The organism is Streptomyces sp. NPDC045968, from assembly GCF_056430475.1.
In genome coordinates, this window is the sequence record NZ_JBWKLF010000003.1 from 527,055 (window position 1) to 539,249 (window position 12,195).

General features: G+C 68.5%; 12 protein-coding genes. 6 read left to right on the top strand and 6 right to left on the bottom strand.

All coding sequences use genetic code 11. The features are described from left to right. Window positions 1-69 precede the first annotated feature (69 nt). The gene (locus tag AC07FA_RS12055; RefSeq protein ID WP_479074945.1) at window positions 70-1,194 is read right to left on the bottom strand and encodes a cystathionine gamma-lyase; all 1,125 of its coding nucleotides are present in this window, start codon (window positions 1,192-1,194) and stop codon (window positions 70-72) included. Window positions 1,195-1,260: 66 nt separating this feature from the next. Then, on the bottom strand, window positions 1,261-1,638 hold the full coding sequence (locus tag AC07FA_RS12060) for a phage holin family protein (protein WP_479074946.1): 378 nt from the start codon (window positions 1,636-1,638) through the stop codon (window positions 1,261-1,263). A 67-nt stretch (window positions 1,639-1,705) separates the two neighbouring features. Between AC07FA_RS12060 and AC07FA_RS12065 the strand changes: the two genes are divergently transcribed. The 4 genes from AC07FA_RS12065 (at window position 1,706) to AC07FA_RS12080 (ending at window position 3,911) form a co-directional block, all read left to right on the top strand. After that, window positions 1,706-2,023, top strand: a complete 318-nt coding sequence (locus AC07FA_RS12065) for a cupin domain-containing protein (RefSeq protein ID WP_479074947.1) — start codon at window positions 1,706-1,708, stop codon at window positions 2,021-2,023. Window positions 2,024-2,149: 126 nt separating this feature from the next. Beyond that, on the top strand, window positions 2,150-2,362 hold the full coding sequence (locus tag AC07FA_RS12070; RefSeq protein WP_479074948.1) for a DUF5326 family protein: 213 nt from the start codon (window positions 2,150-2,152) through the stop codon (window positions 2,360-2,362). Window positions 2,363-2,601: 239 nt separating this feature from the next. Then, window positions 2,602-3,372, top strand: coding sequence for an IclR family transcriptional regulator (locus AC07FA_RS12075; RefSeq protein ID WP_479074949.1), 771 nt, complete (start codon window positions 2,602-2,604; stop codon window positions 3,370-3,372). Window positions 3,373-3,473: 101 nt separating this feature from the next. Then, a complete protein-coding gene (locus tag AC07FA_RS12080; RefSeq protein WP_383788776.1) occupies window positions 3,474-3,911 on the top strand; it encodes an SsgA family sporulation/cell division regulator in 438 nt (145 codons plus the stop codon). A gap of 14 nt (window positions 3,912-3,925) precedes the next feature. Here the strand turns inward: AC07FA_RS12080 and AC07FA_RS12085 are convergent, their stop codons facing one another. Continuing rightward, window positions 3,926-5,257 carry a YibE/F family protein gene (locus tag AC07FA_RS12085; RefSeq protein WP_479074951.1) on the bottom strand — a complete coding sequence of 444 codons (1,332 nt, stop codon included), beginning with the start codon at window positions 5,255-5,257 and terminating at the stop codon, window positions 3,926-3,928. 197 nt (window positions 5,258-5,454) lie between these two features. Here AC07FA_RS12085 and thiC point away from each other — a divergent pair, with 197 nt between their 5' ends. Then, window positions 5,455-7,257 carry a phosphomethylpyrimidine synthase ThiC gene (gene thiC / locus AC07FA_RS12090; protein ID WP_479074953.1) on the top strand — a complete coding sequence of 601 codons (1,803 nt, stop codon included), beginning with the start codon at window positions 5,455-5,457 and terminating at the stop codon, window positions 7,255-7,257. 46 nt (window positions 7,258-7,303) lie between these two features. Here the strand turns inward: thiC and AC07FA_RS12095 are convergent, their stop codons facing one another. The 3 genes from AC07FA_RS12095 to AC07FA_RS12105 form a co-directional block, all read right to left on the bottom strand. After that, on the bottom strand, window positions 7,304-8,116 hold the full coding sequence (locus AC07FA_RS12095; RefSeq protein WP_479074955.1) for a hypothetical protein: 813 nt from the start codon (window positions 8,114-8,116) through the stop codon (window positions 7,304-7,306). A gap of 182 nt (window positions 8,117-8,298) precedes the next feature. Further along, window positions 8,299-9,372, bottom strand: a complete 1,074-nt coding sequence (locus AC07FA_RS12100) for a metallophosphoesterase (protein WP_479075175.1) — start codon at window positions 9,370-9,372, stop codon at window positions 8,299-8,301. A gap of 159 nt (window positions 9,373-9,531) precedes the next feature. Then, window positions 9,532-10,653, bottom strand: a complete 1,122-nt coding sequence (locus AC07FA_RS12105; protein ID WP_479074956.1) for a LacI family DNA-binding transcriptional regulator — start codon at window positions 10,651-10,653, stop codon at window positions 9,532-9,534. 404 nt (window positions 10,654-11,057) lie between these two features. Here AC07FA_RS12105 and hisC point away from each other — a divergent pair, with 404 nt between their 5' ends. Further along, a complete protein-coding gene (hisC, locus tag AC07FA_RS12110; protein ID WP_479074957.1) occupies window positions 11,058-12,137 on the top strand; it encodes a histidinol-phosphate transaminase in 1,080 nt (359 codons plus the stop codon). Window positions 12,138-12,195 lie beyond the last annotated feature (58 nt).

A 12,195-nucleotide genomic window follows, 5' to 3' on the forward strand; every position in this document is an offset into this window, starting at 1 on the left:
GCGGTCCGAGCCACGAGGGGGGAGGCTCGGGCCGCCCGTATCAGCGGACACCCCTGCTGAGCAGGGCTGTTACCGGGATGCCTCGTCGAGCGCGCGTGCCACGTCGGCGAGCAGGTCCTCGGGGTCCTCGGCGCCGACCGAGAAGCGGATGAAGCCCTCGGGCACGGCGTCCCCTCCCCAGCGGGCCCGGCGTTCGGCGGTGGAACGTACGCCACCGAAGCTCGTCGCGTCGTCGACCAGCCGCAGCCCGGCAAGGAAGCGTTCCGCCGTCTCCCGGTCGGCCAGCACGAACGACACCACCGAGCCGAAGCGCCGCATCTGCCGCACCGCGTTCGGGTACGAGGGATCGGCCGGCAGGCCCGGGTATCGCAGACCGCTGACATCGGCGCGCTTGCTCAGAGCCTCGGCGAGGGTGAGGGCGGTCGCGCACTGCCGGTCGATCCGCAGCTGGAGCGTGGACAGCGAACGATGTGCGAGCCATGCCTCCATCGGCCCGGGAATCGCGCCGACGACCTTGCGCCAGCGCCGTACACCTGCCGTCAGCTGGGGATCGCGGCAGGTCACGTGGCCGAGCAGGAGGTCGCCGTGCCCCGTCATGCCCTTGGTGTCACTGGCCACCGAGAAGTCGGCGCCCAGCTCCAGCGGACGCTGACCGATCGGGGTGGCCAGCGTGTTGTCGACGGCGACCAGGGCGCCCGCCAGGTGCGCGGCCTCCACGAGCCGCCGCACGTCACAGACGTCGAGGCCGGGGTTGGACGGGGTCTCGATCCAGAGCAGCTTGGCCCCTTCCAGGACCGCCAGCTGGGCGTCGCCGCCGGTCGGCGCGGTCCGCACCTCGATGCCGTACGCCTCCAGCTGCTCGCGGACCAGCGGCAGCGCCTGATAACCGTCGTCCGGCAGCACCACCACGTCGCCCGTGCGGGTCTGCGACAGCAGGACGGCCGTGATCGCCGCCATTCCGGAGGCGAACACCGTGGTCTCGACCGGCTCCCCGGGCGCCTCCAGCTCGCTGATGGCGCGTTCCAGATGGGTCCACGTCGGGTTGGTCTCGCGGCCGTAGGTGTACGGGCCAACCGGCTCTCCGGACAGATGGAAGTGCGCGGCGAATACCGGGCCGGGCAGGGTGGGTTCGTACTGCGCGGGGTCGGGCAGCCCGGCCCGCACCGCCCGTGTCCCGTCGCCCATGGTGCTCATGCTGCTCCCTCGCTTCTCTCCCCGGTCTGTCACCGGTCCGGCCTGCACTGTTTCAGAAGGCCCGGATCAGTCCTCGTCGGGGAGCACGACGTTCAGCGCCCAGGAGACGACCGAGATGATCAGACCACCGAGGACGGCGGTCCAGAAGCCTTCGACGTGGAAGCTCAGATCGAACAGATCGGCCAGCCATGAGGTCAGCATCAGCATCAGGGCATTGACCACCAGTGTGATCAGCCCCAGCGTCAGGATGAACAGCGGGAGTGTCAGCAGCTGCACCACCGGCTTGACGACAAAGTTCACCAGGCCGAAGAGAAGCGCGACCAGGACCAGCGTGAGCACCTTGTTCCAGGTGTCGTGGCCGGTCAGCGTGATGTCACTGAGCAGCCAGATGGCCACGGCCAGCGCACCCGCGTTGGCGATCGTCTTGACTACGAAATTCTTCATGTGTCTGATCGTGGCAGACATGATCGGTGGCCGATACCGGCAGTGCGGAACAAGGGGCGGACGGGCGATGAAGGCATTCAGGCTGGACGAACTGGAGGCGGAGCGGGCCGCCAACGACGGCGCGTACCTCCAGTTCGTGCGGGAACGCAATATGTCGGTCGGTCTCTACGCGCTGGACGCGGGCCAGCTCGACCCGCAGCAGCCCCATCAGCAGGACGAGGTCTACTTCGTCGTGAGCGGCCGTGCGGCGATCACGGTCGGCATGGAGACGACGCAGGTGGGCAGGGGCAGCGTCGTCTACGTACCGGCGGGAGTGGCCCACAAGTTCCACCACATCACCGAGGATCTGCGGGTCATGGTGGTCTTCTCTCCCCCGGAGAGCTGAGTAGGTCCCGGGGACTCCCTAGGGGATCGATCAGGGGAGTTCAAGGGATCGGGAGGGCCCGCCGGCCACCCCCGCGGCTCTAGCATCGAAGCAGGAACTCAGGGAGACGAGGTAAGGACGATGGCGGTGCGGGAGATATTCGCGGGGATGCCCTGGTGGGTGAAGTGGGTCGCGGTGCCCGTCATCGCGATCGTCGTGTTCGGCGGCCTGATCGCCAGCGTGGTGGGCTTCGTCATCGGCCTGCTCTTCAAGGTGCTGGTATTCGCCGTTCTGGTCGGTGGTCTGGTCTTCGTCGTACGGAAGTTCACGTCCTCGTCCTCCTCGGGACGTGACTGGTAGTGACGGTCGTCGCGGGGCGATTAGGCCAGCTGAGCTAAGTCCCGGACGAAAACCCATTTCGGACGTACGGTGCCGATACAGTGGCGAATCGCTGCCGCCACCTGGGAAGTAACCGTCCGTCACCGCGTTGACCATTGGTTTGTACGTCAGTCCGGTCTCCGGACCCAGGTTCGTGGCAGTCCGTGGGGGCGGCCCCCACGGGAGGGCTGAACGCCCGTCACCATGCCTGGGGGTGACCTGTGACCACAGCAACGAATACCGCTGTACCGACGTTGATCGGTTCGGTGCAGCGGGCATTGAGGCTGCTGGAGGCTGTGGGCACCCATCGCGACGGGGCGCCCGCCAAGCAGCTCGCTCGGGAAGCCGGACTTCCGCTTCCGACCGCGTACCACCTGTTGCGCACCCTGACCCATGAGGGCTATCTGCGCCGGGAGAACGGCGTCTTCCGCTTCGGGGACGCCGCCGAGCGGCTGATCGACGGTGGTGCCGTGCAGAATCGTCGCAGCGCCATGACCGATTCGCTCACGCGATGGCGTGACGTCATCGGTGTGCCGGTGTACTGCGCCATCTACCGCGAGGGTGAGATCGAGCTCATCGCGGTCGCGGACACCCCGGCCAATCCCGCCGTCGACGAATGGGCCGCGTTCGCCGAGACCGGCCACGCCCATGCGATCGGCCAGTGCCTGCTGAGACAGCTCGACGAGACCGCCCGCGGGGACCACCTCGACCGTCACCCGGTGCAGCCCCTGACTCGTCACTCTGTGCGAGATCGGGAGTCGCTTCTTGAGCGATTGCGATCAACTGAACGCATGGAGCCTGTCATTGAGCGACAGGAATATGCCATGGGAACGATCTGCGCGGCCATCCCGATCACGGTGGGCACCACCGTCGCGGCGATGGCCATTTCTTTGCCCCTCGACCAACAGGAGCGATTGCTCCCAGCGATCGAGCAACTACGGAACGAAGTCGCAGACCTCTTGCGTTCGCTTGTGCTCTCTATCAGTATCTGAAAAATCACTCCTTGTGATCTGCTAGCGCGTGCACCACGATGGCGTCAATAGGGCCACCGGGGATCATTCCTGGCCAGTTTCATCTACCGCGGGGTTAAACGATGCGCGAGTCGGTTCAAGCAGAGGTCATGATGAGCTTCCTCGTTTCCGAGGAGCTCTCTTTCCGTATTCCGGTGGAGCTCCGGTACGAGGTTGCTGATCCTTACGCGATCCGGATGACCTTCCACCTCCCAGGCGACGCCCCTGTCACCTGGGCTTTTGGCCGTGAGCTGCTGCTCGACGGTCTCAACAGTCCCAGCGGTGACGGCGATGTGCACATCGGTCCCACCGAGCCCGAAGGGCTTTCCGATGTACACATCCGGCTCCAGGTGGGAGAGGACCGTGCCCTCTTCCGGGCCGGCACGGCGCCTCTGGTGGCGTTTCTCGACCGGACGGACAAACTGGTCCCACTGGGTCAGGAGCACACGCTGAGTGACTTCGAGGGCAACCTCGAAGAGGCACTGGGACGGATTCTCGCCGAGGAGCAGAACGCCGGCTGAAGAGGTGCCCGCCGCTACACCTTGCGACGACGCCCTCTCCCGGTCCGTACGGGTGCAGGAGCTCCGGCTTCCGCGCCGGACCCTGTGCGGTCCGCGGAGACCACCAGCGCCGCGAGCGCGGTCGTCACCGGCACAGAGGCGACCAGCCCGATCGAGCCGACCAGCGTCCGGACGATCTCCACCGCCACCAGTTCGCTGTTGGCCACCGTCCCCATGCTGCTCTGGGCGATGGAGAAGAGCAGCAGCAGGGGCAGCGCGGCCCCCGCGTAGGCGAGGACGAGCGTGTTGACGACCGAGGCGATGTGATCGCGGCCGATCCTGATCCCCGCCTTGTAGAGCTTCCGGGCCCCCATCGTCGGGTCCGCCTGGTGCAGTTCCCAGACCGCCGATGTCTGGGTGACGGTCACGTCGTCGAGCACACCGAGCGAACCGATGATGACGCCGGCCAGCAACAGACCGCTCATGTCGATGTCCGGATACAGGCCGTGGATGAGACCGGTGTTGTCGTCGGTGTTGCCGGACAGGCTCGCCCAGCCGATGAAGAGCGAGCCGAGCAGGCCGATCAGCAGCAGTGAGATGAGCGTGCCGATGACGGCCACGGACGTGCGCGCGGTCAGTCCGTGGCACATGTAGAGCGCCGCCAGCATGATGGCGCTCGCCCCGATCACCGCCACGACCAGGGGGTTCGATCCCTGGAGAATCGCCGGCAGGATGAAGAGGGTCAGCACGGCGAACGAGACAGCGAGCGCGACCAGCGCCATCACGCCGCGCATCCTGCCCACCGCCACCACGGCCAGTGCGAAGATCCCGGCCAGCAGCGCCATCGGGAGCTTCCGGTTCACGTCGGTCACCGAGTACTGGAGATCACGGGGCGCGTCGGGCGCGTACGCCACGACCACGCCCTGACCCTCACGCAGTTGCCTCGGGGCATCGGGCTGGACGATCTCGGCGAAGGTCCGGCCCTTGTCCTTGCCGCTGGTCACCTCGATCGTGGCCTTCTTGCATTCCCCCGTCTGCTCGTTGACCGCCTCGCGCCCCGAGGGCGTCGAGGTGTCACCGGTCGCCGGTACCTGCGCGGCGTTGACGTCCGCGCAGTCCACCATGTCGACCTGGACCACCGTGCCGGACTCGGTCTGCCGGTCGAAGCCGACACCTGTGCGCTCGTGGTCGGGTGCGCCGCCCGGCCAGAACGCCACGAGCCCGACAAGGACCGCCGCGGCGAACGGAATCAGCACCGCCGCGATGACCTTGCGCAGATGCTGGGAGACGGGGGCGGCAGGGCCATGGCTGTGCGAGTGGCCGTGCGAGTGGCCCTGCTGTTCGGGATCGCTTTGGGAGGAGGTCACCGGGCGATCATCGCAAGAACGGGTGGGGCCCCCTATTCAGCACGCCATGAAGAACGCTAGCGTGGTGGCACCTTTGCACACGCGGGAGCTCGGAGCACCGGGCTGAGAGGGCGCTGACCTCCGTACACCGGTACGGGACAGGCTGCGCCGACCGCCGAACCTGTTACCGGGTAATGCCGGCGTAGGGAGTAGGTCTCATGACCACAGCGGACGCACGCACGCCTGCCTCGACGCAGAACGCGCACAACGCGCAGGACGCATCGAACGACGAGGCCGGGAAGTCCATCGGCTGGCACAAGGGGTACGTCCAGGGCTCGCGCCCGGACCTCCGGGTGCCGGTCCGTCAGGTGCACCTCACCAACGGCAAGGACGTGACGCTGTACGACACGTCGGGGCCGTACACCGATCCCACCATCGACACCGACGTCCGACGCGGACTCACTCCGCTGCGGGAGAACTGGATCATCGCCCGCGGGGACACCGAGGAGTACGCCGGGCGCCCCGGCCGCCCCGAGGACGACGGGCTCAAGCACACCTCGCCGCGCGGCGGGCTGCGCAACCTCGACGCGGTCTTCCCCGGCCGTCCGCGTCAGCCGCGTCGCAGCCGCGACGGACGGCCCGTCACCCAGCTCGCGTACGCCCGGCGCGGTGAGATCACGCCGGAGATGGAGTACGTCGCGATCCGGGAGAACGTCGAGCCCGAGGTCGTACGCGAGGAGATCGCCGCGGGCCGGGCCGTCATGCCGGTCAACGTCAACCACCCGGAGATCGAGCCGATGATCATCGGCAAGCGGTTCCTGGTGAAGGTCAACGCGAACATCGGCAACTCCGCGGTCACCTCCTCCATCGAGGAGGAGGTGGACAAGATGACCTGGGCGACCAAGTGGGGCGCCGACACGGTCATGGACCTCTCCACCGGCCGCAATATCCACACCACCCGTGAGTGGGTGCTGCGCAACTCTCCCGTACCGATCGGCACCGTGCCGCTCTACCAGGCCCTCGAAAAGGTCGACGGCAGGGCCGAGGAACTGACCTGGGAGATCTACAAGGACACCGTCATCGAGCAGGCCGAGCAGGGCGTCGACTACATGACGGTGCACGCCGGTGTGCGCCTGCCGTACGTGCCGATGACCGCGCGCCGCAAGACCGGCATCGTCTCGCGCGGCGGCTCGATCATGGCCGCCTGGTGCCTCGCGCACCACAAGGAGTCGTTCCTCTACGAGAACTTCGAGGAACTCTGCGAGATCCTCGCGACGTACGACGTGACGTACTCGCTGGGCGACGGGCTGCGGCCCGGTTCGATCGCCGACGCCAACGACGAGGCGCAGTTCGCCGAACTGCGCACTCTGGGCGAGCTGAACACCGTTGCCAAGCGCTACGGCGTCCAGACGATGATCGAGGGCCCGGGCCACGTCCCGATGCACAAGATCAAGGAGAACATCGACCTCCAGCAGGAGATCTGCGAGGAGGCGCCGTTCTACACGCTCGGCCCGCTGACCACGGATGTCGCCCCGGCGTACGACCACATCACCTCGGGGATCGGCGCCGCGATGATCGCCTGGTGGGGCACGGCGATGCTCTGTTACGTCACGCCCAAGGAGCACCTGGGCCTGCCCAACCGGGACGACGTGAAGACCGGTGTCATCACGTACAAGATCGCGGCGCACGCGGCGGACCTGGCCAAGGGGCACCCGGGAGCGCAGGACTGGGACGACGCGTTGTCGGACGCGCGGTTCGAGTTCCGCTGGGAGGACCAGTTCAACCTGGCGCTCGACCCGGTCACGGCACGGGAGTTCCACGACGAGACGCTCCCGGCCGAGCCTGCGAAGACGGCCCACTTCTGCTCGATGTGCGGTCCGAAGTTCTGCTCGATGAAGATCTCGCAGGACATCCGGCGCGAGCACGGTGGCTCGCAGACGGAGATCGAGGTGGGCATGGCGGAGAAGTCGAAGGAGTTCGCCGCGGCCGGCAACCGGGTCTATCTGCCGGTCGTCGACTGACCGGACGGGCGGCGGCGCCGGGGTGCGGGTGGCCCCGGCGTCGCGGTCACTCCGGCTGGTGCTCGGGGCCGCCGAAGTCCGGACTGGTGAAGTCGGGGCTGGTGAAGGTCGGACGTGGGCCGGCCGACGGCCCGTCGGACGGTCCCGAGAAGTCCGGTCTGCTGTAGCCGATCTTCGGAATGCGGTTCGGGGAGCGGTGCGGCGTGCGGGAGGCGGGGCCCGCGGTGGGGTCGGCGAGTGCGTCCCGCAGGAACGGCAGGATGCCGCGCTCCAGCAGGGCATGGCGCCACGCCTCTCTGGCGCGTGCCACATCCTCCGGCAGCTCCTCCTCCGGGTCCTCGGCGGGCAGCGAGGTGGCGCCGTTGCGCAGGGCCGTGATGAGCAGTCCGACGGCGGCGACCAGGGTGGCCGCCGCGGCGACCGCGCCGAAGAACCAGCCCGCGGTGACCATGCTGGCGGCGAACGCGAGGTCCGGGCCGAGCGCCTGGAGCAGATAGCCGACGAGCAGGAAGATCAGGGCGGCGGTACCGGCGAGGACCGGTGCCAGGGCCGTGACGACGGCGCCGATGCCGGCGCCCGGCCCCTTCGTCTCGTCCGGCACGGAGCCGGGGGCCGGATCACCGTCGGCGCCGCGCAGCTCCCCGCGGGCCTTCACGTAGTGCTCGTACTCGGTGCCGGCGGCCGCGGTGATCAGAGCGGTGGCGTTCAGCGCCATGGTGCGTAGCTGTTCCGGATTGAGCCGGTCGCCGACTCCGTCCAGGGCAGGGTGTTCATGGGCATGACGCAGCGCGTCATCGAGAATCCGCTCGTACTCGGGGCGGTCCTCGGCCAGCAGGTGCGGAGCGCTTTTCATGTGCATCCCCCGATGCTCCGTAGGGCCTGACTGACCGCGTGGACCGGGCAATTGGGCGGAAACGGAGGAGAGCCTGCGACTGATACGCCGATGGTAGAGCGCCCACGGCACGGGGTGACAGGGGGTTTCCGTAAATAGGCCCGGCGATCGGAGTGGTCAGGTCGTGGATGCCTCTTCCCCGGCCTGCTTCATCCATGCAGGGGGAGTTGGACCACCAGTAGCTTTCCGGCCATGGTCACTCCGCCGTCCATGGCGATGGCGAGCCCGTCCGCGTACACGTGCGGGCCGTCCACGACGGGACGTGCGCTGTCCTCGCCGTCCTCCGAACCGACCTCGCCGAGCAGGTACGGAATGGGGCTGTGACCATGTACGACGCGCTGCCCGCCGTAGGTCGCCATCAGCTCGCGGACGGCGTCGGCGCCGCCCTCGTCGCGGAAGGCGAACCGCTTGGTGAGCTTGCGGAAGACGTCCCAGCACTCGTCGGCGTCGTTACGCGTGAGGATGGCGTGCACCGTGTCGTTGACGTCCTCGATGGTGGAGCCGTAGTCGAGGTACGCCGTCGTGTCGGAGTGCATCAGCAGATGCCCGTCCTCCTCGACGACCGCGTCGAGCCGCGACATCCACTGGAGGTGGACGTCCTGGAGCCGGTCCATATCGGTCTTCTGGCCGCCGTTGAGCAGCCAGGCCGCCTGGAAGGTCGCGGTGCCCGCACCGGAGTTCACCGGGGTGTCGCCGAACCGCTTGGCGCCGATGAGCAGCAGCTCGTGATTGCCCATCAGGGCCTTGCAGTAGCCGCCGGCCGCGGCGGCCTCGGCGGAGAGCCGCATCACGAGGTCGATGACGCCGATGCCGTCCGGACCGCGGTCCGTGAAGTCGCCGAGGAACCAGAGCCGGGCGTTGCCCGCCGCCCAGGCGCCGTCGGCGTCGATGAGGCCCTGCTCGGCGAGGGCGGTGAGGAGCTCGTCCAGATAGCCGTGGACGTCGCCGACGACGTAGAGCGGACCGCGTCCCGCGTCGGCGGCCGGCCGCTGCTCGGGCAGGGGGCGCACCTCGACGGTGTCCTCGCGCCTGATCACCGGCAGATCGCGCTCGGTGGGCGTGTAGCCCTCCGGCGGTTCGTCGTCCATCGCCACGCTGCCGGGATGCGGCGAGGGCGGGGGCATGGGCGTCTGCGCATACGGCGGTACGCGAAAGTCACGCAACGTCGCCGTCCGCACCACGGGTTCCTGACCGGCCCCCTGAGTCATCGACCCCTCCACCACCGTCGCGCCGCCGTACACCTGACGGGCCCTGCCTGGTAGAGGTGGTCCGCGGTGTCGTGCGCCCATCATAGGAATGCGGATCGTGCTGTGTGACGCACCAGGGGTGGTGAATCCGCGCGCACGTACGGTTCACCGGTCGATTGGTCCGGATTGTTGGGATCAGTCCCCGGCTGGGGAGCGCGGGGCGCTGACCGTGGTGCGCGGCGGGCGGCGCTGGGACGAGGTCCGGACGATGAGCTCTGTCGGTATTACCTGTTCGAGCGGTCCGTCGTGTTCGACGCCCTCGATGGCGTCGATGAGGAGCTGGACGACGGCTGTGCCGATTCTGCGCGGCTTCAGGGAGAGCGTCGTGATGGGCGGTTCGGTGCTGGCGTACACGGTGGATTCGCTGCAGCAGACCAGCAGCAGGTCCTCGGGGACGCGCAGACCGTACCGGCGGGCGGCCGCCAGCAGATCCGTCCCGTTGGGGTCGAAGAGCCCGTACACGGCGTCGGGCCGGTCCGGGCGGGCCAGGAGGCGGTCGGCCGCCACCGCGCCCGCGCACGGGTCGTGGGCCGGATAGGACTCGTACACCGGGTCCTGGCCCACGCGCTCGCACCAGTGGAGGTAGGCGGTGGTGGAGAGCCGGGTGTACGTGTCGGTGGTGGTGCCGGTCAGCAGGCCGATGCGGCGGGCTCCGGCGGCGGCGAGATGGTCGAGGAGGTCCAGGACGGCGGCCCGGTGGTCGTTGTCGACCCAGGCGGTGACCGGAAGCGATCCGGCCGGGCGGCCGTCCGAGACGACGGGCACGCCCTGGCGCACGAGTTCGGTGACGACCGGGTCCTGGTCGGAGGGGTCGATGACGACGGTGCCGTCCAGGGCGACGTTCGACCAGACGTCGACGGTGCTGTGGCGGGAGGTGGCGGGGAGGATGACGAGGGCGTAGCCGCGGGCGAGCGCCGCGGAGGTGGCGGCCCTCGCCATCTCCGCGAAGTACGCGAATTCGGTGAAGGTGAAAGGTTCATCCCCGTACGTGGTCACGGTCAGGCCGATCAGCCCCGACTTGCCCGTACGGAGGGTTCGGGCCGCGGCGGACGGGCGGTAGCCCAGACGCTCGGCGACCTCGCGGACATGGCGGCGGGTGGCGTCCGGGAGCCTGCCCTTGCCGTTGAGCGCGTCGGAGACGGTCGTGATGGAGACCCCGGCCGCGGCGGCTACATCCCGGATACCCGCCCGTCCTTGCCGGCCGTTGCGCCGGGGCGTGTCTGTCCGGCTCACCTGGTGCTTCCCTGCTGCTGTCATGGCGAGCCGATAGTAGGGCTCGGACGGGTGGTTGGGCCGGTCGCATATTCATCCGTTGACAGGCACGTTTCTGCATGATCGTTAGATGCTAAATGCCTTGGAAATCAAGGGAGTTGGCCGGTTAGGCGCAAGTGTGTCATGTGCCGAAGAGGATGGGCCTGCTAAATGGCCGATGTCTCGAAGAGGTCTCAACTCACCTCTTCGAGGGATGCGCGCCACGGAGTGAGCCACCGGCGCGCGGCGGAAGGAGAAACGCTCCCCCTCGCCGGGGCCGACTCGGGCGGGACCATTCCGTCCCCTTCCCGGCACAGGGGACGAATCCCGGCTCCGGCCATTCGCAGCGGCGCCCAATCCTCATAAGGTGAGCAGTATTGATGTGCACGGATGGTCGAGGAGGACCTGCGGTGAGCGATACGAGCCCCAAGCTGCGCGCCGAGCTGGACGGCGTGCCCGCCTATGTGCCGGGCAGGCCGGCGGCGGCCGACGGACCGGTCGCCTTCAAGCTTTCCTCGAACGAGAATCCGTTCCCGCCGCTGCCGGGCGTGATGGAGTCCGCGCTCGCCGCTGCCGCGAACTTCAACCGTTACCCGGACATGGCCTGTACCGGCCTGATGAACGAGCTGGCCGACCGATTCGGTGTGCCTCTCTCGCACCTGGCCACCGGTACCGGCTCGGTCGGGGTGGCTCAGCAGCTGCTCCAGGCCACGTCCGGCCCGGGGGACGAGGTCATCTACGCCTGGCGCTCCTTCGAGGCGTACCCGATCATCACGCAGGTCAGCGGTGCGACCTCGGTGAAGGTGCCGCTGACCGACGGTGATGTGCACGATCTGGACGCGATGGCGGACGCGATCACCGACCGGACGCGCCTGATCTTCGTCTGCAACCCCAACAACCCGACCGGCACGGTGGTCCGCAGGGCCGAGCTGGAGCGGTTCCTGGACCGGGTGCCGAGCGATGTGCTGGTGGTGCTCGACGAGGCGTACAAGGAGTTCATCCGGGACGTCGAGGTGCCGGACGGCATCGAGATCTACCGGGACCGGCCCAATGTCGCGGTGCTGCGGACCTTCTCCAAGGCATACGGCCTGGCCGGCCTGCGGGTCGGCTTCGCGGTGGCCCATGAGCCGGTCGCTGCGGCGCTGCGGAAGACGGCCGTCCCCTTCGGGGTCAGCCAGGTCGCCCAGGACGCGGCCATCGCCTCGCTCCGCGCCGAGGACGAGCTGATGGGCCGGGTCGGCTCGCTCGTCTGCGAGCGCGCCCGGGTGTACGAGGAGCTGGTGCGGCAGGGCTGGACCGTTCCGGAGTCGCAGGCCAACTTCGTCTGGCTGCGGCTCGGGGACCGTACGGCCGACTTCGCGGCGGCGTGCGAGCGGGCCGGCGTGGTGGTCCGGCCGTTCGCGGGCGAGGGAGTGCGGGTGACGATCGGGGAGTCCGAGGCCAACGACGTGTTCCTCAAGGTGACGGAGTCGTACCGCAACGAGTGGTGAGCGACGGGCGTGACCGCACGGCGCGGAGCCTTCCGTAGGCCGTGGCCGTCACGCCCCG

What these genes read in the sequence shown, in the direction of transcription:
- AC07FA_RS12095 (WP_479074955.1), bottom strand. Translation starts at nt 8,116, where the DNA reads ATGCACATGAAAAGCGCTCCGCACCTGCTGGCCGAGGACCGCCCCGAG.
- AC07FA_RS12080 (WP_383788776.1), top strand. Translation starts at nt 3,474, where the DNA reads ATGCGCGAGTCGGTTCAAGCAGAGGTCATGATGAGCTTCCTCGTTTCC.
- AC07FA_RS12105 (WP_479074956.1), bottom strand. Translation starts at nt 10,653, where the DNA reads ATGACAGCAGCAGGGAAGCACCAGGTGAGCCGGACAGACACGCCCCGG.
- thiC (WP_479074953.1), top strand. Translation starts at nt 5,455, where the DNA reads ATGACCACAGCGGACGCACGCACGCCTGCCTCGACGCAGAACGCGCAC.
- AC07FA_RS12065 (WP_479074947.1), top strand. Translation starts at nt 1,706, where the DNA reads ATGAAGGCATTCAGGCTGGACGAACTGGAGGCGGAGCGGGCCGCCAAC.
- AC07FA_RS12060 (WP_479074946.1), bottom strand. Translation starts at nt 1,638, where the DNA reads ATGAAGAATTTCGTAGTCAAGACGATCGCCAACGCGGGTGCGCTGGCC.
- AC07FA_RS12055 (WP_479074945.1), bottom strand. Translation starts at nt 1,194, where the DNA reads ATGAGCACCATGGGCGACGGGACACGGGCGGTGCGGGCCGGGCTGCCC.